Below are 21,226 nucleotides of genomic sequence, written 5' to 3'. Positions count from 1 at the left end.
CGTGAGCACATCTCCGACGTCCAGAGTCCGCAGGTGTGCTCGGCATCTCCGGAGGTGGTCGCATGGGTAGCGTCCTCCTCTACCTCGCCATCGTCGTCATGTGGCTCGGGGTCCTGCTGCCGATGTGGTTGCGCAGGGACAAGCACGCCATCGACGACCTGTACGAGGACGAGCCCGCCGAGCCCGCGGCTGACGCGGACACGGTCATCGAGAGTCCGCAGCCGGAGTCCGTCCAGGAGGCCGACGCGGATGCGGGCTCCGCTCCGCTCACCGTTCCGCTACCCGCCCCCGTCGTGGAGGCGGCCAGGCAGGGCGCCCTGTCCGCTGATTCGGGGGCCTCGGGTGTCGGTGTCTCCCAGGAGGCGTCCTCTGCGGACGAGGCGGCCGGCGACGCCGGTGACAAGGCGGACCGCTCGGATGCGGCTCCGGCCGCCGACGGCGCGGACCGGCCCCGGGAGGATCGCGCGGCGCGCGCACGCCGGGCCGCTCGGCGGCATCGCGCGCTCATCATCGCCCGCCGCCGCAGGCGGATGCTCTGGAGCATCCTGCTCGTCATCGCCTCCACCGTCACCGCCGCCGTCAGGGTGATGCCGTGGTGGGCCGTGGCACCCTCAGGCGTCCTCCTCGTCGCGTACCTCGCCGTGCTGCGTGTCGCCGTACGCGTGGACGCGGAGCGGCGCGAGCTGGCCGCCAAGGCGCGCGCGGAGCGGCTCGCGAAGCAGCGTGAGCGCCGGCGCGCCATGGAGGCCATGGCCCGCGAGGCGGAAGTGATCATGTTGGAGGCGCGCAAGCGGGTCCCGGTCTTCGACCAGTACTCCGACCAGTACTCCGGCAGGCGTGCGGTCGGCGACTGACGGGGATCGACGGGGTTGGCGCGAACGACTCCGAATGTTTGCTAATCTAGTCGAGGCATTGGGGCTATAGCGCAGTCCGGTAGCGCACTTCGTTCGCATCGAAGGGGTCTGGGGTTCAAATCCCCATAGCTCCACCAGGCCAGAGGCCGGTTCCGATCTTCGGAACCGGCCTCTTTGATTTTCTGGGTGACTCGGCCGCTCCGCCGTGGCCGGCAACGCCACCGCCTGCTCCCGCCAGCCGCGCAAGACGCCTGGAAGATCCCTGCGAACGAGTCCCCGGGCCACCGGCCGAAGACCCAGCAGATGGCTCAGGCAGGGACGAGCTCCTGGTCGGCATCGTCAAAGGGGGGATAGCCCTCGTTGGCCACTCGTTCGGCCGCGTTCCTGAACGCCGGGCATCCCACAACCGTGTGGAATCGCACGGCCTCCAAGGCCAGCTGGTGGCAGAGGGCGCACGGCTGGCGCCAACGGTTGGCGACGCGCTCAAGGCAGGTTCCCTCACGATCATCTCGTCACCGATTACCAGGCCAGGCATGAGCTGCTCGGCGCGAGCGAGAGCGAGCTGGACGGCACGATGTTGATCAACCTGACCTCGGGCGACTCGGCCCAGGCCCGTCGCCACGCTCAGGGCGTCACCACCGGGGTGGTCTGGGCCAGCGCGATCCGCCAGGTGCCGTCGTCCTTCACCAGGACGAACGTCAGCGCGCCGGTGCGGCCGTCGTTGACGTGCTTGATCAGGTTGGCCAGTGCCACGTCTGGGCGAAGGAAGGTGACCTCGAGCAGCTCGTTCTTGGTCAGCACGTCCTTCAGCGGGCTTTCCAGCGCCTTGGTCAGCACCTGCGTGACCTGTTCGCGGCCACGCAGCCGGATGCCGGTGAAGTTGACCAGGGACACGTCGTCGGTCAGCAGCCCGGTGAAGCCGGCCACGTCGCTCTGCAGGTCTTCGGCGTCGCGGACAAGCTGTTCGATCGCCTTGATGTCGGTGTTCATGTCATCTCTCCTCAACTAGCGGAGCGATTCGCTCCGCTTCGAACGTTACATCGGAGCGAATCGCTCCGCAACTGGTAGTATCTGTGGCGATGACCACACGCAAAGCTCTCGCAGAACGCAACGACCATGCGTTGCTCCAGGCCGCCCGCGACGTGCTGGCCGAAGACGGCGCGCACGCGTCCGTGGCCGCCATCGCCGCCCGGGCCGGCGTCGGCATCGGCAGTCTCTACCGCCGTTACAAGACCAAGGAGGAGCTGTTTCAACGGCTCAGCCTGCTTTCCCTCGAGCACTGGAACGACGTCGCCGAGCAGGGCCTGGCCAGCCCCGATCCGTGGGCTGGACTCGCGAGCTTCGTCCAGGGATGCGTCGAGTTCGGGCAGGGCTCGCTGGCGCCCGTGGCCGGCACCATCGAGGTGACGCAGGAGATGAGCGTCAAAGCCCGCCTCGGCGACGAGCTGCTGGAAAGGCTGATACGGCGAGCACACGAAGCGGGTGTCCTTCGCACCGATGTGGCGGCGGTCGACATCTCACTGCTGATCGAACAGCTCGGCCGCTCCCCGATGATCGATCAACTTCGCAAGCAGGGCAGGGACGACCTGCTGCCCGCCGCTACCGAGGCTCGCCGGCGGCTGATCACGATCGTGCTCGACGGGCTGCGGCCGGGACCCGTCCCGCTGCCCGGCTCGCCACCGGGCGAGGAGCTCTTCACCGGCCGCTGGTCACACTGAACGAGGCTTGTGAAGCGGCAGATTCCGAGTTGTTTCAGTGACGCTGTCGCCGGCTCCTCCAGCAGCGGCTCCGGCTCGGTCGTACAGGGGTCCGGGCACGGTGGCGCCGGAATCAATCAGGTGCCCCCGGCTTGTCTCTCAAGGTCACGTCCAGGAGGCCTTCACGCTCAGCCGGGCCGCCGGGGCTTTCAGGGGCGGGCGAGGTGGTTGACCGTGGCCACGAGTACCATTCCGTACACCACATGGCCGGCGGCGAGCACGGCGGTGCGGGAGGAGTCGTCGCGGGTGTCCGGCGGCAGGATGCCGATGCGCGGCACCCAGCCGCGCTGGCTCGCGGCCCAGGCCGCCAGCGCGTACCCGACGCCGAGCGGCAGGCCGGCCCGCCCGCGCGACAGGGCGCAGAGCACGGCTCCGGACGCCACGCCGAACCCGAAATGGGTGAGGGACTCGGTGGGCCGGGCCCGGCGGCGGGGCAGCGGGCCGGGAGTGACGCGTCCGGACGGCCGGTCACGCATGAGCCAGGCCTGATCTCCGGCCAGCGACACCGCGGTCAGCGCCACGGTGGCGAGGGCGCCCCCGGCAGCGCCGCGCACCAGCATCCTCAGCATGAGCACCCTTCTTTCCCAGAGATCGGCTCATGCCCGTACGCGGCGCGCGGGAAACGGGTGAACCCGCAGGCCGGAGGGTTTTGACGGCCTTGCCCGGGGCAGCGGGGGCGCATGCGAGTAGTCGTGGTCGGAGCGACCGGCAACGTAGGGACAAGCCTGGTCTCCGCGCTGGAGGCGGATCCGGAGGTCAGCTCGATCGTGGGCGTCGCCCGGCGGTTTCCCGGGTGGCGGCCCGGCAAGACAGAGTGGCGGACGGCCGACATCGCCACGGCGGACCTGGCCAAGATCTTCACAGGCGCCGACGCCGTGGTCCACCTGGCCTGGCTGTTCCAGCCGACCCATGATCCGGTGACGACCTGGCGGGTCAACGTGATGGGCAGCGAGCGGGTGTTCCGCGCGGTCGGAAAGGCGCACGTGCCCACGCTGGTCTACGCCTCGTCCGTCGGAGCGTACTCGCCGGGGCCGAAGGAGCAGGCCGTCGACGAGACCTGGCCGACCCACGGCTGGCCGGACGCCGCGTACGGACGGGAGAAGGCCTACGTCGAGCGGCTGCTGGACATCTTCGAACGGGACCACCCCGACATCCGGGTCGTCCGGATGCGGCCGGGCTTCATCTTCAAGCGCGAGGCGGCCAGCGAGCAGCGGCGGATCTTCGCCGGCCCGCTCGTGCCGGGGCGGCTGGTCCGTCCGGGGAGGGTCCCCTTCGTGCCGGACATCCCGGGGCTGCGGTTCCAGGCGTTGCACGCCGAGGACGCCGCGGAGGCCTACCGGCTCGCGGTGACCCGGCCCGTCATCGGCGCCTTCAACCTCGCCGCCGACCCGGTCATCACGCCGCAGATTCTGGCGGAGATCTTCAATACGCGGGTGGTGCGGATGCCCGCCCTGGTGGCGAGAACGGCGCTGGCGGCCGGCTGGCACCTGCGCCTGGTGCCCGCCGCGCCCGGCCTGCTGGAGATGGCGCTGAAGATCCCCCTGATGGACGTCTCCCGGGCCCACGACGAGCTCGGCTGGCACCCGCTCAGGAACGGGCGGCAGGCGCTGGAGGAGTTCCTGGAGGGCCTGCAGCGAGGCTGGGGGATGGACACGCCCCCGCTCGCGCCCGAGGAGGGCGTGGTGGGCCGCGTCAAGGAGCTCGCCACCGGCGGCGGACAACGTTCCTGATCTGCCGGCCACCTGGCGGCGTTCCTGCCGACGGCGGGAACGTCGTGGGGTCGCCGAGCCGGCTCACCTTCCGGCTTCGTACTCCTCGACCAGGCGCCGAGGGGCGGTGAGGCACCACGCTTCGGTGACGAGTTCGGCCAGCTCGTCCGGCGGCACCCTGTCCAGCCGGATCTCCACCCAACCGAAGCGGCCCGACGTGTAGGAGCGGGTGAAGACCTCCGGGTCCTGCCCGACGAGCGCCTCCCGCTCTTCCAGCTCCGCCTTCACCAGCGCGACGCCCTTGTCCTCGTTGAGATAGGCGAACCCCTTGCCGCGTACTTTCGCACCGACGTGAGTCCCCGGGGCACCAAGCTCGGCCTCCGGAAGCCCCCGCACGATCCGCAGGAACTCCTCCACACCGGCGGCCTGATCAGTGAGACTTTCCATGCCGCAGGTCTATCAACCGGGACCGACATTCTTCCCGCCGACGGATGCGGGTCGTCTCCGCCGGGGGCTCCATCGCGTCCGTTTCGTGGCACACGGAGACTGGGTGGGACACGTCGTACGACCTTCTTGGGGGTGGCACATGGCAGGACAGGCGGAGCGCCTTCCGGCGCAACGCAGCGGCACCTTCCTTCTCGGTGGGGATCTGCCGGTCGTCCGGCTCGGATACGGCGCGATGCAGCTCACCGGGCCGGGCGTCTGGGGCGAGCCGCGCGATCGGGGCGAGGCGCGCGCGGTGCTGCGCCGGGCCGTGGAGCTCGGGGTCGACTTCATCGACACCGCCGACTCCTACGGTCCCTACGTCAGCGAGGAGATCATCGCCGAGGCGCTGTACCCGTACGGTGAATCGCTGGTGATCGCGACCAAGGCGGGGCTCGTACGCACCGGTCCCGGGGAGTGGCACCCGGTCGGGCGGCCGGAATACCTGCGGCAGGAGGTCGAGATGTCGCTCCGCCGGTTGCGGCTGGAGCGGATCGACCTGCTGCAACTGCACCGAATCGACCCGCAGGTGCCGGTCGCCGACCAGATCGGCGTGCTGGCCGACATGAAGGCCGAGGGCAAGATCCGGCACATCGGGGTGTCCGAGGTCTCGGTCGAGGAGATCGAGCAGGTCAGGTCAATCACCGAGATCGTCTCAGTGCAGAACCTGTACAACCTGGCGAACCGCAAGTCGGAGGCCGTGCTGGAGTACGCGGAGCGGCAGGGGCTGGGCTTCATCCCCTGGTTCCCGATGGCGACCGGTGAGCTGGCCAAGCCGGGCGGCCCGCTGGCGAGCATCGCCCAGGAGCACGGCGCGACTCCCGCCCAGCTCGCGCTGGCCTGGCTGCTGCGCCGTTCGCCGGTGATGCTCCCGATCCCCGGCACGTCAAGCGTCGCGCACCTGGAGGAGAACGTGGCGGCGGCGGAGGTCGAGCTGACCGACGACGAGTTCGAGAGCCTCAGCAGGGCTGTCTGAAGCGCGCGGTCCGCAACCGTTCGCCGGGGTCGAGGGAGCGGTGCGGGGCCGTCCCCGGGGCCGTTCACGGCCCCGGGGTCACGCCTGCTGTACGGGCGCGGCCCACGGCTTGGTCCAGTCGAGGTCGCGCCCGTCCAGGCGGATCGTGGGCGTGCCCTGCACCCCGCGCGTGAACGCGAGCTTCGACAGCGCGTCGGCGCGGGCGGAGGTCTTGTCCGAGTTCAGACAGGCGGCGAACTCCTCCTCGGCGAGGCCGACCCCCTTGGCGTACCGCACCAGTTCCTCGACGGCGAAGCCGCCTTCCCGCGTCTCTTCGGGCTGGTGGGCGTACAGCTCGTCGTGGTAGGCGAGCCATTTGCGCGGATCGGTGACGCACAGAGACGCCATGAGCGCCCGGCGCGAGTTGTCACGGGTCACGCCGGAGTTCTCGCCGAACACCGTGAAGGGGTGGATGACCAACGCGACCTTGCCCTGCGCCGCCCAATCCCTGGCGGTGCCGCCGTTGAGCTGCTCGAAGTCGCGGCAGTACGGGCACTGGTAGTCCTCGTACACCTCAAGGACGGGGGAGGCCACGCCGGGGAGCGCCATCAGGATGGTCCCGTCGGGGCGGAACGAGACGAGATCGGACGGGGCGCTCCCCTCCCGGCGGCCGTCCGGCGCCAGCGTGATGACGCCGAGCACGATGAGGGCCACGGCCGCGGCGGCCAGCTTGACCATGCGCGTACGGATCGCCTGGAGGCGGGAGGTTTCCACGATCAATTGCCCCTAAGAATGGCGCACGGTTGCGCCGCCGATGGTATCGGGGGCCGACTCTCACGCAGGCCGCCGGGTTCCGGGGATCCCGGTGCGGGAGAGGGCCACAGGAGCCGCCGCGCGGGGGCCAGGGCGCGCTGAGTGAGGCCCGCCTGAGTCCTGACATGAGCGATTGTGCATGATGCATATGACATGTACCACCGAGACTGCGGTGTCGGGATATAGGCCGCTCCGCCGGATCCGCAAGCGGAGGCCTTTTGCGCGCGACGTCACTGACCGGTCATGAGGAAGGCGCTGAGACCGGCTCACGACGCGCCAGAGGCGTGATCGCCGTACTGTCCTGCGCGGGCATCCTGGTCGCCCTGATGCAGACCCTCGTGCTTCCGCTGCTCGCCGAGTTACCCGTTCTGCTGCGGACCACCGCTTCCGACGCGTCCTGGGTGATCACGGTGACGCTGCTGGCGGGCGCGGTGGCCACGCCGGTCATCAGCAGGCTCGCCGACATGTACGGCAAGCGGCGGATGCTGCTGCTCTGCCTGGCGCTGCTGGTCGTGGGGTCCGTGGTGTGCGCGCTGAGCGGCTCGCTCGTGCCCATGGTCGCCGGGCGGGCGCTGCAGGGGTTCGGCATCGGGGTGATCCCGCTCGGCATCAGCATCATGCGCGACGAGTTGCCGCCCGCGAGGCTGGGTTCGGCGATGGCGCTGATGAGCTCCTCGATGGGCATCGGCGGGGCGCTCGGTCTGCCGGCCGCCGCCGCGGTGGCACAGTACGTCCACTGGCACGTGCTCTTCTGGGCGTCCGCCGGCCTGGGCGTGGTGGTGCTGGCGCTGGTGGTCGCCCTGGTGCCGGAGTCTCCGCTGCGCAGCGGCGGCCGTTTCGACGTCGTCGGCGCGCTGGGACTCTCCGCCGGGCTGATCTGTCTGCTGCTCGCTGTCTCCAAGGGCGGCGACTGGGGCTGGTCGAGCCCCGTCACGCTCGGCCTCTTCGGCGCGACGCCACTCGTGCTGCTCGTATGGGGCCGGTACGAGCTGCGTGCCCGTGACGCGCTGGTGGACCTGCGGACGAGCGCGCGCCCCCGGGTCCTCATGACCAACCTCGCCTCTGTCGTGGTCGGGTTCGCCATGTACGCGCAGGCGCTGGTCCTCCCGCAGCTCCTGCAACTGCCGGAGGCCACCGGGTACGGCCTGGGCCGGTCCATGGTGGCCGCCGGGTTGTGCCTGCTGCCCGGCGGCATGGTGATGGTGGTGGTCTCGTCGCTGTCCGCGCGCATCTCGGCGGCCCGCGGCCCGCGGACCTCGCTGGTCATCGGCTGCCTGGTGATCCTCAGCGGGTACGCGATGGCGTTGGGGATGACCCGGCAGGTGTGGCAGATCGGCCTGATCTCCGCGGTCATCTCGGCGGGGATCGCGTTCACGTACGCCGCGATGCCCGCGCTGATCATGTCGGCGGTGCCGGCCTCGGAGACGGCGGCCGCGAACGGCCTGAACAGCCTCATGCGCTCGATCGGCACGTCGAGCGCCAGCGCCGTCGTCGGCGTCGTGCTCAGCCACATGGTGGTGCCTCTGGGGCCGGCTTCGGTGCCCTCGATGACCGGGTTCCGTACCAGCTTCGTGATCGGCGGCAGCGCGGCGCTGGTGGCGGCGCTGCTGGCGCTGGCGATCCCGGCCCGTCGGCGGGCCCCGGCGGGCGTGCTCGCGGGCGAGAACGCGGCCGGCTGAACCGGAAGCCCTCAGGGCCGGGCAGGTGGCGGCTCGGCGAGCCACGGCTCCGGCGGCATGAGGGCGATGGCGCGGGCGGCCAGCTCGCGCAGCGTCGCCCAGGTGGGGTGCTGGTACAGGCCCTCCTCGCTCCAGGGCGCCTCGCCCTCACCCGAGAGCTGCGTAAGGCGCCGGTCGATCTCGTCGAGGTGCCGCGACAGCTCCGCGGAGATCCATCCCATCTCCTGCGCGGCCCACGACACCTGGTAGGTGTCGTCGAAGTCGAGGGCCAGCTCGTCCACGCACATGTTCCCGATCCAGCGGATCTGCTCGTGGGCGGGCAGGGCGAGATGACGTAGCGCCTCCAGCAACAGGGACCAGGTGGCCCGGGCGATCGCCTCGACCTCCGCCTCGGCGGGGTCGCTCCGCTCTGCCCGCCGCCGCAGCAGGCGGGCCTCGATGGCGCTCCAGAATCTCCTCATTCCCGCATAATGGCGGCGAGTGCGGAGGTTCCGCCTCGCGTAGGCCCGCAGGGGATGAGCTTGGCGGCTCGCCACCCCGGGGGCAGACTGGAGCGGTGATCAAGACGCTGCGTCCGCGGGACTACAACGAGGCGCTGTACGTGGGGCACTACTTCCGCACTGGCACCCCGGTGGTGATGGATCTGACGGGGTTGCCCGACGGCGAGGCCAAGCAGTTCGTGGACTTCGCCGCCGGACTGGTTTTCGGACGGCGGGGCAGGATGGACCGCCTGGAGAGGAAGGTCTTCCTGTTGCTGCCCGCCGGAATGGCCGGCCCGACGGATCCTGCCGCTGAGTCGGGGGAATGATCGAGCCCACTCGGTGACCGTTCCCGCGTACCAGGGAGGCTCCGCGCGGCCGTACGGCGGGACCTTCGCCTCTGGGGAGCGCGGGTCGTCAGGGCGTGGGATGGAAACGTGAGAGGCGCGCGGCGCCGGCGACGGGCACGTGCCGTCCACACCATGGGACGGGGGCGACCATGGAAGCCAAGCGGTCGAGCATCCGGATCTACGTCGACGAGGACGACGACGCCACCACCGCTCGCGCGGTCCTGTCCACCGGGGACGACACCCACGTGGTGGGGGTCGGCCGTGCGCGCCGCGACCCGACGGACGCTCCCGTCCCCGGCATCGGCGACGAGCTGGCGATCGCCCGGGCACTGGCCGACCTGACGCGAAAGCTGTCCGCCATCGGCCCGGAGGACATCGCCGGCTGAGCGGACGATCTGGGCGAAGGAGTTCGAGGATGACCGACAAACGGTGGAACGTCGTCATCGACATCAGCGAGCACGGCGACGACACCCATGCCCGTGCCGCGTTGGCCGTCGCGGACGGCGTCAGCGTCTCCGGCGCCGGCCACGCCCGCCGGAGTCCGGACGACCGGCTCGTTCCGGAGGTCGGCGACGAACTGGCCGCCGCCCGCGCCCTGGCCAGGCTGAGCCACTGCCTGTACCAGACGGCGCTCAAGGAAATGCTCTCCCGGGGGATGACGATCGAGGAGATGCCCGGCCTGGATCAGCGGTGAAACCGGGGGCTCTCCGCGGCTCTCCCCGCCCGGCGGCTGAGCGACCTTGTCGAAGAGTTGGGCGCGGCATGGGCGTGAAGGGCGTTGCCGAGCGGTACGAGAGGGGCGCCGGGTGCGCGCCCATGTGCCACCTGGCGAATCGGACGGACAGACGAGCGGGGAGGCTCCACGGGGCGGCCCCTGATCCTTGGGAGAGCCGCAGCGATGGAGATGCCCACAGTCAACGAGTGCCAGGTCGAGTCGTGCGCGTACAACCGGGATCGCGCCTGCCACGCGCTCGCGATCACGATCGGGGACGCGCACCTCGCCCAGTGCGACACCTTCTTCGGCGTCTCCTCGAAGGGCGGGGACCCCGCCACCACCGGCCGGGTCGGCGCGTGCAAGGTGTCCGACTGCCGATACAACACGCAGCTCGAATGCCAGGCTCCCGGAATCGTCGTCGGGCAGTCGCGGAGCGAGGCCGACTGCCTGACCTACGCGCCCGCGTAGCCGCCGCCTCCTGAGCGACCCGGACGCGCCACGTCGGGCGCGGCCGGCGCACGGGACGCGGCGGCGGGAAGGCTGAGCACGGCGGTGCAACCGCCGCCCGCGATCTCCTCCCAGCGCAGCACGCCGCCGATCGCCCGGGCGAGGTCGGCGCACACGCGGGGCACGATGCCGACCGGACGCCCGTCGGCGTCCCGCTCCCACATCCGGGGGACGGGGGCCGTGTGATCGACCAGCCGGATCTCCACGCGTCCGTCCACCTGGGCCGCCTCGATGTGGAGACGCGCCGCATCGGCGGAGCTCCGCCGCAGCGCGTCGGCGGCCAGGTAGGTGACCAGCCGGGTCAGCAGTACGGCGTCGGCGATCACATTCGGTAGTTCCTGGGGCAGGCGCAGGACCAGATCGTGCCCTCCGGGCCCCAGATCGTCGACGGCGACGATCAGGACGTCGCCGACGTCGACCGGGCGGAGGAAGACGTCCAGCGCCCCGTTCAGGCGGCTCACGTCCACGAGATCGGCGACCAGGCCGTGGACCCGCTCGACGGCGCCTTCGGCCTGAGCGCACAGCTCGTCCCATTCGTCCTCCGTACGGGGAGCCGTTCGGTCGCGCAGTCCTTCCACGGCGTGCCGTGCGACCGCCAGCTCAGGTTCCAGATCGCCGGCGACCGTCCGCAGCAGATCGGTGCGCCGCCGGTCCGCCAGGTGCTCCTCGGCCCGCCGTTCGCTGCGCCGCTCCTCCAGGCTGGCCGCGACAAGGGCGGCGCACGCGGCGAAAACACGCCGGTCGCCGGCGTCGAGAGAACGGCCGTGCCCGGCCAGCACCAGGGTGCCTCCTATCGCCGCCTCCGTGTCGGCGTCCTCGGGACGTTCCGGCGGCATGGACCCCGAGCTGGCGACGACGAACCAGCGGTGCCCGCCCGCACCGTCGCTCTCCAGGAGGCTGACCGAGTCCAGCCCGAAGGTCACCCGTACCCGCTCCAGCAGGGCGGGGAGATCGTTCCCCCCGCGCAGCGCGCCGATCGCCAGGTCCGAGAGCGTCGCCGCCTCCACAGAGGAGCGTGCGGCGGTGCGCGACCTGCGCGCCGCCCGCTCCACCGCCCCGCTGACGATCGACGCGACCACGACGAACACCGCCAGGACGGCCGCATTGGCGGGCCGTCCGATCGCCAGGGAGCCCATCGGCGGGACGAAGTAGTAGTCCGCCAGCACGCCCGCGCCGACCGCCGCCACCAGCGCCGGATACAGCCCGCCGACCAGCGCGACGGTCACCACGGCCAGCAGGTACAGCAGGAGCACGCCCGCCAGGCCGGGGCCGGGCAGCCAGACCAGCGCCAGCGTCAGGCCCGGCACCAGCAGCGCCGCCAGCGTGACGCCCCACCGGAACCGGGCGCTCCCCAGGCCACGCGTGAGCGACGGCAAGGTCAGGGTGGGCGCGCGCGTCTTCCGCTTGTGCGGCAGGACGTGGACGTCGATGGCGCCCGCCATCCGGGTCGCCTTGTCCACCACCCGGTCGCCGAGCAGGAGCGCGGCGAGCCGCCCGCGCCCGGCGCCGCCGAGGACGAGCTGGGTGGCGTCCTCCGCGCGGGCGAACTGCAGGATCGCGGCCGCCACGTCGGCGCCGACCACCTGGTGATAGAAACCACCGAGCGACTCCACGAGAGCCCGCTGACCGGCCAGGACCGCCGGGTCGGCCCCGGGCGCGTCGTCGGTGCGGATCACGTGCACCGCGAGCAGCTCGCTTCCGGGGGTCCGGTCGGCGATCCGCGCGGCGCGCCGGATCAGCGCCTGCTCGGCGGCGTCGCCGGACAGCGCGACCACGATGCGCTCCTTCGTCTCCCACGGCGTCGCGATGCCGTGTTCGACCCGATAGCGCTGCAGGCCCTCCTCGACCCGGTCGGCGAGCCACAGCAGGGCGAGCTCCCGCAACGCCGTGAGGTTGCCCGGCCGGAAGTAGTGCGTCAGCGCCACGTCGACGCGGTCGGCCGGATAGATGTATCCCTGCACCATGCGGCGGCGCAGCGCTTCCGGCGTCAGGTCCACCAGCTCGATCTGGTCCGCGCGGCGGACCACCTCGTCGGGGATCGTCTCGGACTGCCTGATGCCGGTGATCTGCTCCACGACGTCCTTGAGCGACTCAAGGTGCTGGATGTTCACCGTGGTGACCACGTCGACACCCGCGTCGAGGATCCGTTCGACGTCCTGCCACCGCTTCTCCTTCCCGGCCCCCGGCACGTTGGTGTGCGCCAGCTCGTCCACCAGCGCCACCTGCGGCCGGCGCGCCAGCACCGCCTCGGTGTCCATCTCCGTGAACGGCCGACCCCGATAGATCACGGTGCGGCGGGGGACGACCTCCAGCCCCTCGGCCATCTTCGCCGTCAACCGGCGGCCGTGCGATTCGAGAAGCCCGACGACCACGTCGGCGCCGCCGGCCTTGACGCGCTGCCCCTCCTCGAGCATGGCGTAGGTCTTTCCCACCCCCGGAGCGGCGCCCAGATACACCCGCAAGCGGCCACGTTCCATGTCTCGCCTTTCCACCACTGCCCTCCTGCCCGTAGACGGGCCCGGAGAACGGCACGCTCGGTGCTCCGCGGTGGGCGGCGGCCGGTGCGGCGGTACGGACTACCGGCGATTACTCCGATTCGGCTTTCGGGGGCACCAGGTCGGCGGCGAGCAGCAGTTCGTGGGCGAGCCGGGCGCTGTGCGCGGGGCGTGTCTGGTCGGGTTCTTCCAGCGGGTTCGCCTCCATGCCGCGGGCGAGGGCCAGGTTCGCCTCCGCCAGGGTCCGGACCTGCTGCTCCAGGCGGCTCACCCGGCCCTTGAGAAGGTCCAGTTCGACCGTCAGCCGGTGCGTCTCCTCGGCTGTGCTCCCCGTACCGGACTCGTGAAGTGTCATCGGATCCCACCCCCCAATGGGACATGTCCTGTTCTCCCAGCCTTGTGGGGGTGCCGGCTGTCGGCCCAGGGACTTCGGTCCCTACGGCACGGGACCTTGCGACTTCTCCGGCTCGGAGGCGTTGCGCGGGTCGCCGCTCCGCCGTGGGAGAAGAGCGATGAGGGGTTCCAGAGCCGGAGCCGGCGCCGTCGCGTTCGAGGCGTATGCGCGGAGACGCAGAATTTCGGGTCCGATTTCCGCTGCAATTATTCGTCTGAATCGCGCCGGTCCTCGTCACGCGCCCGCTCATACGGTTTTTATAACGAAACCGTCCGCCTTTTCCGGGCGGAAATCACGACGAGGGAAGTACATATGGATCTCCAGCTTTCCGGCCGGGTCGCCGTCGTCACCGGCGCGTCCAAGGGCATCGGTCTGGCCGTCACGCGCACTCTCCTGGGCGAGGGTGTCCGCGTTGTGGCCGCCTCGCGGAAGAGCACCCCCGAATTGGGCGCGCTCACCGGCGACCTGGTCCACGTTCCGGCCGATCTCACGGACCCGGAGGCTCCCGGGCACATCGTGGAGCGGGCCGTTTCCGAGTTCGGCGGGCTCGACATCCTGGTGAACAACGCCGGCGGGCCGCCGCCCGGCGTGGCCCTGCCGCGCTTCTCGTTCCTGGCCCCGAACGACGAGGACTGGCGGGTCATGTTCGAGTTCAACCTGTTCTCGGTCGTACGGGCCGTCCGGGCGGCCATCACGCCGATGCTGGCCCGCGGCGGAGGCTCGATCGTGAACATCTCCTCGGGCAGCGCCCGCCTGCCCGCTCCCATGAACGTCGACTACAACGCCGCCAAGGCGGGACTCAACAACCTGACCAAGGCCCTCTCCGAGGAGTTCGCTCCCCAGGGCATCCGGGTGAACACCATTTCGCCGGGCCCGGTGCGCACGGCGTGGTGGACCGAGAGCGGCGGCGCGGCCGACATCATCGCGGCCCAGGCCGGAACCGATCGTGACAGCGTCATGGACCAGGTGGCGCCCGAAATGATGAAGCTGTCGACCGGTCGTCTGGTCGACCCCCAGGAGGTCGCCGACGTGGTGGCCCTGCTCGCCTCACCCCGTTCGGCCAGCACGACCGGAGCGGACTTCGCCGTCGACGGCGGGTTCCTCAAGCAGGTCTGAGCCCGGCCGGGGTGTTCCGGGAAATATGAGGCCCAGGTCGAGGGATGCTCCTTGACCTGGGCCCTCGGCTGAATGGCTGGGACCGCGCTATGGCGTGATTTATGCCGTCAAGGTGCGTCGAACAGGGCGCTGACCGATTCGCCGTCATGGATGCGACGCATGGCCTCGGCGAGGGCGGGTGCGATCGACAGGACGCGGAGCTTGGAACCGGGCGCGGCCGCCGGGACCGGCACCGTGTTGGTGCAGACGATTTCCGCCACATCGGACTGGCTGCCGAGGCGGTCGACCGCTCCGCCGGCGAACAGGCCGTGGGTGCAGGCGACGCGTATCGAGCCGACCTTGCGTTCCCGGAGCCGGTCCAGCAGTTCGATCACCGTCGTGCCCTTGGCGATCTCGTCGTCCAGGACGATGACGTCCTTGCCCGTGACATCGCCGATCACCGAGCTGATGGTGACCCGGTCGTCGCTCAGCCGCTGCTTGGCTCCCATCGCGACCTCGACGCCCAGGAGCCGGGCGAAGGCCGCGGCCTCCTTGGCGTTGCCCAGGTCGGGGGAGACGATGACGGTGTTGGAGAGGTCGTACTGGCGGAAATGCGCGGCAAGCTCGCGCAGGGCGTGCAGATGATCGACCGGAACGCTGAAGAATCCGTGGACCTGGGGCGAGTGCAGGGTCATCGTGAGCACGCGGCTCGCCCCCGCGGCGACCAGGAGGTCGGCGACCAGGCGCGCGCCGATGGAGATGCGGGGGGCGTCCTTCTTGTCCGACCGGGCGTAGGCGAAGTGGGGCATCACCACGGTCGTCCTGGCGGCCGAGGCGCCCCGGGCGGCGTCCAGCATCAGGAGCAACTCGACGAGGTGTTCCTGCACCGGAGGGACGAGAGGCTGGATGAGAAACACGTCGCGTTCTCTGCAGTTGGCCTGCAACTGAACTTCCAGGCAGTCGTTGGCGAAACGCTTGATCTGGACCGGATGCAGCGGCGTTCCCAAGTGGGCGCAGATTTCGGCCGCGAGTTCGGGGTGGGCGCTGCCGCTGAATACGGTGATGTCTCGCACGAGGCGCTCCTTTTGTGGAGTGGTGCTCGGTCGATCGGGCCAGCGGCATGCTACAGGTGGCCGCCGTCCGGTCCCCGCCGCGAGTCGGCGGGCCAGATGGCCGGATGCGGCCACCTGGCGGCCACGCTCACCGCCAGGTTGGGCCACGACCGTGCCCCGCGGTCCTGATCACGGTGAGCGGGGCGCTGTGGACGGGCGGGGAGAGAAGAGCGGCACCGCCGAGGGAGAACGCGGCGGTGCCGTCCGGTCGGTAATGTCGGCGAGCGGTCAGGGCTTCGGCTTCCAGTGCCAGGTGTTGCTGGGGTATCTGACGCACTTGTATCGCTTGGCGTGGGCGGCGGCCCGCATGGAGTATCCGTAGGCGTTGCGCTGGGCGGTGGAACAGAAGGCGCCGGGCGAGACGCAGTCCCAGTGTTTCTTGTGCAGGTAGTAGTACCTGCCTGACGGTTGCTTTTTCTGACACCAGCCGGCCGAGGTCGTGTGCGAATGCGTACTGGTGGCCGCGAAGGCGGGGGCGCCGGAGGTGAGCAGCAATGTTGCCGCGGCAAAAGCCGCCATGATCGTTTTCCGCACATTGATCACATTAGTAATGAGTGATCACATTTGGGGGACAAAACCGCGGCTGAGCACTACCCGCGCGCGGCGAGGCCGCACCCGGTGTTCGACGGCCGGATCGCTCGGGCACGTCGTACGGGGATTCCTGAGCGGTGGGTGAGCCGCTCAGAGCCAGCCTTTGCGCTCCGCGATCTCCACGGCCTCGGCCCTGGTCCGCGCGCCGAGCTTCTGGATGGCCGCGGACAGGTGATTGCGCACCGTGCCTGCCGAGAGGTGGAGGCCACGGGCGATGTCCGCGATGGTCCCGTGCCCGCGCGCGGTGGCGAGCACGTCCCTCTCCCGCGGCGTGAGCGGGCTCGCCCCCTCGCTGAGCGCGGCGACGGCCAGCGCCGGGTCGATCGCCTGCCCGCCCTCCGCGACCTTCCTGATCGCGGCCGACAGTTGCTCGATCGGGGTGTCCTTGATGAGAAACCCCTTGGCTCCGGCGGAGAGCGCGGCGTGCAGGTAGCCCGGCCGGCCGAAGGTGGTGACGATGACGACCTTCGTCTCGGGCACCGCCGTACGCAGCCGCCTGGCCGCCTCCAGCCCGTCGATGCCGGGCATCTCGATGTCGAGCAGCGCCACGTCGGGACGGAACGCCTCGCAGGCGCCCACGACCTGGTCGCCACGCGCCACGTCGCCGACCACCTCGAAGCCGGGTTCAAGCGACAGGAGCGCCGCCATCGCGCCCCGGAACATGGTCTGGTCCTCGGCCAGCAGGATGCGGATCGTCATCGTGTCTCCTTCGGCGCCTCGATCCTCAGCAGGAAGCCGCCTCCGTCGCGGCGTCCCACGGTGAGCGACCCGCCGAGGGCGCGGGCCCGCTCGCTCAGCCCGGCGAGCCCGTTGCCCGGACGTCCTCCGTCCGGGGCGCCCGAGCCGTCGTCGGCGACCTCCACCGACACGGAAGGGTCCGCGGACACGGTGATGACGCACGACGACGCGCCGCTGTGCCGCAGGACGTTGGTGATCCCCTCGCGCACCGTCCACGCGAGCAGGCCCTCCACGGGCACCGGCAGATCCCAGGTGTCCGGGGCGCGTACGGTGCACGCGATGCCCGCCGCCTCCGCTGCCTGGACGGCGGACGACAGTTCCGCGGCGAGCGTGGGCTGGCGGTAGCCGGTGACGGCCTGCCGCACCTCGGAGAGGGCCCGGCGCACGGTCGCGTCGATGTCCTTCAGCTCCGCGTCGGTCCGTTCCTTGTCGATGGGGAGCAGGCGGCGGGCAAGTTCCGTCTTCACCGCGACGACCGAGAGGCTGTGCCCGACCAGGTCGTGCAGGTCGCGGGCGATGCGGTTGCGTTCCTCCAGTACGGCGAGCCGGGCCAGCTCCCGACGCGTTTCCCGGAGCTCGTCGATCAGCTCGGCGCTCCTGCGCGCCTGGGCCGAGAACATGCCGATCAGCAGGACGGACGCGGTGAGGATCACGGCCTGTCCGGCGTCCGCGCCGTGCGCGAGGACGAGCAGCCCGGTCACCGCGCCGACGCCGAGGATCAGCGGCTTCCTTCGCTTCCTGCGGCTCCATCCCGCGGCCGAAGTCGCCCAGGCGACATTCACCGCCCACTCAGGGCCACCCCACGCCACCAGCCCGAGAGCGAGCACCACCAGCGCCCCGAACGCGAGGAGCCAGTGACTCTCCCGATCGTCCGGGACGACCCGGGCCACCACGCCGAGGACGGCGGTCAGCGCGGCGAGCCCGAGGGTGAGGGCGACGGCCCACGCGGGGTGGGCACCGTTCACGTACACGATCGAGGCGAAGACCGTCGCCACGATCATCAGGATGAAACGGGACCAGCTCCGCGCCGACCACACCGAGGTGATCCGTTGCGCGGAGCCGTCCGCCGGCCCGTCGGACACGGCGCTCATGCGCCCGAGCTCTGCCGCCACCGCAGGATCACGGCGACACCGGCGACGACGGTCCAGACGGCCAGCACGACGGCCTGCGTGACCGTGGGCGCGTGCCCCGCGATCACCGCGTTGCCGCCCTGGACGAGCCCGTAGGACGGGGTGAGCTGCCGGATCTTCTCCCAGACTCCGGGCAGGGCGCCCGCTCCGATCACCCCGCCGAGCACGGCGAGCGCGAAGAAGACGACGACGATGCCGAGCTGGGCGGTCTTGCCCCGCAGGATGAGACCGAGGAACAGGCCGAGCAGCCCGAACGGCAGCGAGCCGACGAGCAACAGCCCGATCAGCGCGGCCCACCGCCCGGCCGGCAGGTGCACGTGGCCGGCGAGCAGCCCCGCCAGGGACACGCCGGCCACGCCGGGCAGGACCATCAGGACGCCGAGCACGATCCGGCCGGCCAGCCACTGGGCGTCGCTGAGCGGGGTGACCTTCAGCTGCCGGATCCACCCCTGGGCCCGGTCGTCGGCGACTCCGCCCCCGGCCGCCATGAGCGCTCCGCCCGTCGCGGCGTACACGGCCATCGCGACCAGCGCCAGCGCCGAGATCTGCACGCCGTCCTGATCGCCGCTCTGGCGTCCCCAGAGCAGGTAGAACCCGACGGGGACGGCGATCAGGAAGATCAGGTACTTCACGTTGCGCGCTGTACGAGTGATCTCAAAGCGCATGAACGACATCATGACTGGTCCTTCCTCGACGAGAGGGAGATAAGGGCTTCTTCCAGACCCGCACCGGTCACTTCGAGGTCGCGTACGCCGCCGATCGAGGTGTAGAGCATCTCGACGGTCCGGTCCGCGTCATCCGTGCGGAGCAGTACGTCGTTTCCGTGGATCGTCACGTCGACCACGCCCGGCAGGGCGAGCAGGCGCTGCGGGTCCGGCGCGGCGAGCACGCAGCGGACCGTGCGGCCCCCCGCCATCGCCTTGATCGCGGAGGGGGTGGCGTCGGCGACCACCCGGCCGTGGCTCAGCACGACCACCCGGTCGGCGAACTGGTCGGCCTCCTCCAGATAGTGCGTGGCGAAGGCCACGCTGGCGCCGCCCTCGGCCGCGCCCCGGACCACGGCCCAGAACTCGCGGCGCGCCTCCACGTCGAGAGCGACCGTCGGCTCGTCGAGGAACAGCAGGTCGGGACGGCCGGAGACCGCGATGGCGAACCGCACCCGCTGCGCCTGGCCGCCGGACAGCTCGGTCGCCTGGCGGCCGGCCAGTTCCGTCAGCCCCGCCAGCTCCAGGACCTCGCCGACGTGGCGCTTCCCGCCGTACAGGCCGCAGGCCAGCCGTACGATGTCGCGGATCGTCGCCCCGTCGGGCAGGCCGCCGGTCTGCAGCAGCGCGCCGACCCGGCCGCTCGCCACCGCCCGCGACGGGGACGTGCCGAGGATGGTGATGTCGCCCTCGTCCGGGCGGCGGAGCCCGAGCATGAGGTCGACCGCGGTGGACTTGCCCGCGCCGTTGTGTCCCAGCAGGGCGACCGTCTCGCCTCGACCGACCGTGAAGCTCGTGTGGTCGAGGGCCCGCGTCGTGCCGAAACGCTTGCTCACCTCGTGAAAGAGGACTGCCGAGTTCTCCATGACTTCGACAGTAGATTCGCCGCTCTTTGCCGATAAGTGGCGTGAATCGTGACTTCACCCATGACGATCGTCATGGGTGCCGCCGCCGCTTTTCCGGGGGAGTGGCAGTGGTTGGGGCGGAAACGTAACGCCCTACATTTGGATCCTTTTGCGGATAAGGTGCCCCTGGTCTATTTCGGGTGGTGAGGAGTCGGATTCACATGTGGCGGTCACGCGGGTTCCGGCTCTGGACGGTCGCGACCGCGATGGCGCTGTTGCCCCTGGCGCTGCGACTGCTCCCGGAGTCGATGCTGATCAGTAGCTACATGCTGATCAATCCGCCCACCTGTCCGGCCCACATTTTCCACACCGAGGTCTACCCGTCATCGGCTTGGGCGTCGTTCCTGGGATGGAACTTCGTCGTCGTCCCGCTCGCCTTCGCGTTGTGGTTGATCACCCGGGGGAGACGGCCGAGCCGGGTCGTGGCCCGCGTCGTCGCGGTGTACGTGCTGCTCCCGGCCCTTCTCAAGCCGGCGTTCATCGCGTACGACCTGTCCACGGTCGGCGCCCGGTGCTGGGAGGTGTGGGAGCCGGCGGCCGGGTGGAACCTCGGCGTGAACGCCTACCAGATGACCTACGCGGTCCTCATCCTGCTCGCCGTTCGGCCCGCGGGCCCCGCCTCTCCGTTCCGGATCGGGCTGCGCCGTACGGGAGGGGACCACCGCCCTGTTCGTCGGTGAGGGCGGCGGCTACGTCATCGCTGGATCGGGAACGGCGATTCGGAGCCGGAAAATGAATTGATCTCCAGGTGGGCGTCGGCGAAACTGCCCGCCGAAGTGTCCGGGCACGGAACGGAGGTCAGAACCGTGTGGTACCCGAAGATCCCGCAGCGGTTCGGCGACGGGACGTTGCCCGGCGGGAGCTGGGTGGCCGAGGAGAAGGTGCACGGTGCGCATCTCGCGCTGGTCAGCGACGGCCGTACCGCGCGGGCGGCCGGACGGCGCGGGCTGTTGGGCGAGGATCGGCTGGAGACATTCTTCGGGCTGACGCGCCTGTGGCCGGTGCTGGCGACAGCGGCGGCGGCAGCGGCCCGGGCCGCCGGACATAACGTGATCTTGTACGGGGAGCTGGCGGGCGGAGGCTATCCGCACCCGCGGGTATCGCCGGTCGAGGACATTGGCCCGGTGCAGACCGGCGTTTGGTACAGCCCTGACCTGATATGGCTGGCTTTCGACGGCGCCGTCGAGACACCGTCGGGACCACGCTGGATGAGCCGCGCCGAGCTGGCGGAACTGGTGTCCGGCGTGGGCTTGGAGTGCGTGCCGCTGCTGGGGCACGGCCGGCGGCAGAAGCTGGCGGAGCTGACGGTGGACTTCCCGACGCTCGTGCCCGGAATGCTGGGCCTTCCGGAACTCCCCGGCAACCGGGCCGAAGGCTACGTCCTCAAGCCCGCCGGTTCCTGGGACACCGGCGAACGGGGACCGCGGCCGGTACTGAAGGTCAAACATCCCGACTTCGCCGAGGACGCCCGCTACAACGGCGCCCGGCCGTTCGTGCCGCCGCCCGGCGGAGTGACGGGAGTGCCGGCCTGGCTGCTGGCGGCCGCGGTGGAGCGGCTCACCCCGCCGCGGGTCGACGCGGCCCGCAGCAAACTCGGCCCGGCCACCGGCACCGCCGAGTTGGCCGCCGAGGTGGTGGCCGACCTGCTCGCCGACCTCGACGACGACCTCGGCGGGCTGCCCGAGCCCGACCGCCGACGCCTGGCCGCCGCGCTCACGCCCGCGGCCCGCACGCTGGCCACATTTCAGGGTCGTTGAATCG

The 21,226-nt window shown here is 70.8% G+C and carries 25 protein-coding genes and 1 tRNA gene; 13 read left to right on the top strand and 13 right to left on the bottom strand.

The annotated features are described in order from the left end of the window. Window positions 1-62: 62 nt before the first annotated feature. Both sepX and AWQ71_RS32835 read left to right on the top strand, forming a co-directional pair. Window positions 63-854, top strand: a complete 792-nt coding sequence (gene sepX / locus AWQ71_RS32840) for a divisome protein SepX/GlpR (RefSeq protein WP_067140824.1) — start codon at window positions 63-65, stop codon at window positions 852-854. Between the two features lie 60 nt (window positions 855-914). Beyond that, window positions 915-991: transfer RNA gene (locus AWQ71_RS32835), tRNA-Ala, on the top strand. Window positions 992-1,478: 487 nt separating this feature from the next. On the opposite strand, the gene AWQ71_RS32830 is transcribed toward AWQ71_RS32835, so the two are convergent. Then, complete coding sequence (locus tag AWQ71_RS32830; protein ID WP_067140821.1) at window positions 1,479-1,844, bottom strand: SgcJ/EcaC family oxidoreductase; 366 nt, start codon at window positions 1,842-1,844, stop codon at window positions 1,479-1,481. Window positions 1,845-1,933: 89 nt separating this feature from the next. Here AWQ71_RS32830 and AWQ71_RS32825 point away from each other — a divergent pair, with 89 nt between their 5' ends. Next, a complete protein-coding gene (locus AWQ71_RS32825; RefSeq protein WP_067140985.1) occupies window positions 1,934-2,572 on the top strand; it encodes a TetR/AcrR family transcriptional regulator in 639 nt (212 codons plus the stop codon). Between the two features lie 188 nt (window positions 2,573-2,760). Here AWQ71_RS32825 and AWQ71_RS32820 read toward each other — a convergent pair whose 3' ends face one another. Further along, window positions 2,761-3,180: a hypothetical protein gene (locus AWQ71_RS32820; protein WP_067140818.1), complete on the bottom strand. Its 420-nt coding sequence runs from the start codon at window positions 3,178-3,180 to the stop codon at window positions 2,761-2,763. 111 nt (window positions 3,181-3,291) lie between these two features. Between AWQ71_RS32820 and AWQ71_RS32815 the strand changes: the two genes are divergently transcribed. Continuing rightward, the gene (locus AWQ71_RS32815) at window positions 3,292-4,341 is read left to right on the top strand and encodes an NAD-dependent epimerase/dehydratase family protein (RefSeq protein ID WP_067140816.1); all 1,050 of its coding nucleotides are present in this window, start codon (window positions 3,292-3,294) and stop codon (window positions 4,339-4,341) included. Between the two features lie 63 nt (window positions 4,342-4,404). Here the strand turns inward: AWQ71_RS32815 and AWQ71_RS32810 are convergent, their stop codons facing one another. Next, the gene (locus tag AWQ71_RS32810; protein WP_067140813.1) at window positions 4,405-4,767 is read right to left on the bottom strand and encodes an MmcQ/YjbR family DNA-binding protein; all 363 of its coding nucleotides are present in this window, start codon (window positions 4,765-4,767) and stop codon (window positions 4,405-4,407) included. Between the two features lie 139 nt (window positions 4,768-4,906). Between AWQ71_RS32810 and AWQ71_RS32805 the strand changes: the two genes are divergently transcribed. Beyond that, a complete protein-coding gene (locus AWQ71_RS32805; protein WP_067140811.1) occupies window positions 4,907-5,779 on the top strand; it encodes an aldo/keto reductase in 873 nt (290 codons plus the stop codon). 78 nt (window positions 5,780-5,857) lie between these two features. Here the strand turns inward: AWQ71_RS32805 and AWQ71_RS32800 are convergent, their stop codons facing one another. Then, complete coding sequence (locus tag AWQ71_RS32800) at window positions 5,858-6,532, bottom strand: DsbA family protein (protein ID WP_157570720.1); 675 nt, start codon at window positions 6,530-6,532, stop codon at window positions 5,858-5,860. A 323-nt stretch (window positions 6,533-6,855) separates the two neighbouring features. Between AWQ71_RS32800 and AWQ71_RS32795 the strand changes: the two genes are divergently transcribed. After that, window positions 6,856-8,250, top strand: a complete 1,395-nt coding sequence (locus tag AWQ71_RS32795; protein WP_245658712.1) for an MFS transporter — start codon at window positions 6,856-6,858, stop codon at window positions 8,248-8,250. A gap of 11 nt (window positions 8,251-8,261) precedes the next feature. Here the strand turns inward: AWQ71_RS32795 and AWQ71_RS42870 are convergent, their stop codons facing one another. Then, a complete protein-coding gene (locus tag AWQ71_RS42870) occupies window positions 8,262-8,711 on the bottom strand; it encodes a hypothetical protein (RefSeq protein ID WP_067140808.1) in 450 nt (149 codons plus the stop codon). Window positions 8,712-8,806: 95 nt separating this feature from the next. Between AWQ71_RS42870 and AWQ71_RS42865 the strand changes: the two genes are divergently transcribed. From AWQ71_RS42865 to AWQ71_RS32770, 4 genes are all read left to right on the top strand, one after another. Then, window positions 8,807-9,058 (top strand): cell division protein SepF, encoded by a 252-nt coding sequence (locus AWQ71_RS42865; protein WP_067140806.1) that lies wholly within the window; start codon window positions 8,807-8,809, stop codon window positions 9,056-9,058. 170 nt (window positions 9,059-9,228) lie between these two features. Continuing rightward, window positions 9,229-9,465 carry a dsRBD fold-containing protein gene (locus tag AWQ71_RS32780; RefSeq protein ID WP_067140795.1) on the top strand — a complete coding sequence of 79 codons (237 nt, stop codon included), beginning with the start codon at window positions 9,229-9,231 and terminating at the stop codon, window positions 9,463-9,465. A gap of 29 nt (window positions 9,466-9,494) precedes the next feature. After that, entirely contained in the window at window positions 9,495-9,773 is a 279-nt protein-coding gene (locus AWQ71_RS32775) for a dsRBD fold-containing protein (RefSeq protein ID WP_067140791.1), read from the top strand. A gap of 204 nt (window positions 9,774-9,977) precedes the next feature. Beyond that, a complete protein-coding gene (locus AWQ71_RS32770) occupies window positions 9,978-10,262 on the top strand; it encodes a DUF1540 domain-containing protein (RefSeq protein ID WP_067140788.1) in 285 nt (94 codons plus the stop codon). Here AWQ71_RS32770 and AWQ71_RS32765 read toward each other — a convergent pair. Together AWQ71_RS32765 and AWQ71_RS32760 are read right to left on the bottom strand one after the other, a co-directional pair. Then, a complete protein-coding gene (locus AWQ71_RS32765; protein WP_067140783.1) occupies window positions 10,247-12,778 on the bottom strand; it encodes a DUF4118 domain-containing protein in 2,532 nt (843 codons plus the stop codon). The two genes, AWQ71_RS32770 and AWQ71_RS32765, sit on opposite strands and share 16 nt — an antisense overlap. Before the next feature lie 109 nt (window positions 12,779-12,887). After that, window positions 12,888-13,151, bottom strand: coding sequence for a hypothetical protein (locus AWQ71_RS32760; protein WP_067140781.1), 264 nt, complete (start codon window positions 13,149-13,151; stop codon window positions 12,888-12,890). Between the two features lie 351 nt (window positions 13,152-13,502). Between AWQ71_RS32760 and AWQ71_RS32755 the strand changes: the two genes are divergently transcribed. Further along, a complete protein-coding gene (locus AWQ71_RS32755) occupies window positions 13,503-14,306 on the top strand; it encodes an SDR family NAD(P)-dependent oxidoreductase (protein WP_067140778.1) in 804 nt (267 codons plus the stop codon). 107 nt (window positions 14,307-14,413) lie between these two features. Here the strand turns inward: AWQ71_RS32755 and AWQ71_RS32750 are convergent, their stop codons facing one another. The 6 genes from AWQ71_RS32750 to AWQ71_RS32730 form a co-directional block, all read right to left on the bottom strand. Next, window positions 14,414-15,358, bottom strand: a complete 945-nt coding sequence (locus AWQ71_RS32750; protein WP_067140772.1) for a ribose-phosphate diphosphokinase — start codon at window positions 15,356-15,358, stop codon at window positions 14,414-14,416. A 267-nt stretch (window positions 15,359-15,625) separates the two neighbouring features. Further along, window positions 15,626-15,931 carry a hypothetical protein gene (locus tag AWQ71_RS42155; protein ID WP_157570719.1) on the bottom strand — a complete coding sequence of 102 codons (306 nt, stop codon included), beginning with the start codon at window positions 15,929-15,931 and terminating at the stop codon, window positions 15,626-15,628. Window positions 15,932-16,078: 147 nt separating this feature from the next. Continuing rightward, window positions 16,079-16,687: a response regulator transcription factor gene (locus AWQ71_RS32745; RefSeq protein ID WP_067140769.1), complete on the bottom strand. Its 609-nt coding sequence runs from the start codon at window positions 16,685-16,687 to the stop codon at window positions 16,079-16,081. Beyond that, complete coding sequence (locus AWQ71_RS32740) at window positions 16,684-17,817, bottom strand: sensor histidine kinase (RefSeq protein WP_157570718.1); 1,134 nt, start codon at window positions 17,815-17,817, stop codon at window positions 16,684-16,686. Before AWQ71_RS32740 ends, AWQ71_RS32745 begins: the two co-directional genes overlap by 4 nt. Beyond that, the gene (locus AWQ71_RS32735; RefSeq protein ID WP_169806688.1) at window positions 17,814-18,521 is read right to left on the bottom strand and encodes an ABC transporter permease; all 708 of its coding nucleotides are present in this window, start codon (window positions 18,519-18,521) and stop codon (window positions 17,814-17,816) included. The genes AWQ71_RS32740 and AWQ71_RS32735 overlap by 4 nt, the downstream gene beginning before the upstream one ends. A gap of 8 nt (window positions 18,522-18,529) precedes the next feature. Further along, entirely contained in the window at window positions 18,530-19,426 is an 897-nt protein-coding gene (locus tag AWQ71_RS32730; protein ID WP_067140760.1) for an ABC transporter ATP-binding protein, read from the bottom strand. Between the two features lie 200 nt (window positions 19,427-19,626). Here AWQ71_RS32730 and AWQ71_RS32725 point away from each other — a divergent pair, with 200 nt between their 5' ends. Together AWQ71_RS32725 and AWQ71_RS32720 are read left to right on the top strand one after the other, a co-directional pair. Further along, the gene (locus tag AWQ71_RS32725) at window positions 19,627-20,145 is read left to right on the top strand and encodes a hypothetical protein (RefSeq protein WP_067140758.1); all 519 of its coding nucleotides are present in this window, start codon (window positions 19,627-19,629) and stop codon (window positions 20,143-20,145) included. A 126-nt stretch (window positions 20,146-20,271) separates the two neighbouring features. Next, window positions 20,272-21,222 carry an RNA ligase family protein gene (locus tag AWQ71_RS32720; protein ID WP_157570717.1) on the top strand — a complete coding sequence of 317 codons (951 nt, stop codon included), beginning with the start codon at window positions 20,272-20,274 and terminating at the stop codon, window positions 21,220-21,222. Window positions 21,223-21,226: the final 4 nt, after the last annotated feature.

It is taken from the genome of Microtetraspora malaysiensis, from assembly GCF_001528665.1.
GTDB classification, from domain to species: Bacteria; Actinomycetota; Actinomycetes; order Streptosporangiales; family Streptosporangiaceae; genus Microtetraspora_A; species Microtetraspora_A malaysiensis.
This window is presented reverse-complemented; position numbering and strand designations above follow the sequence as displayed.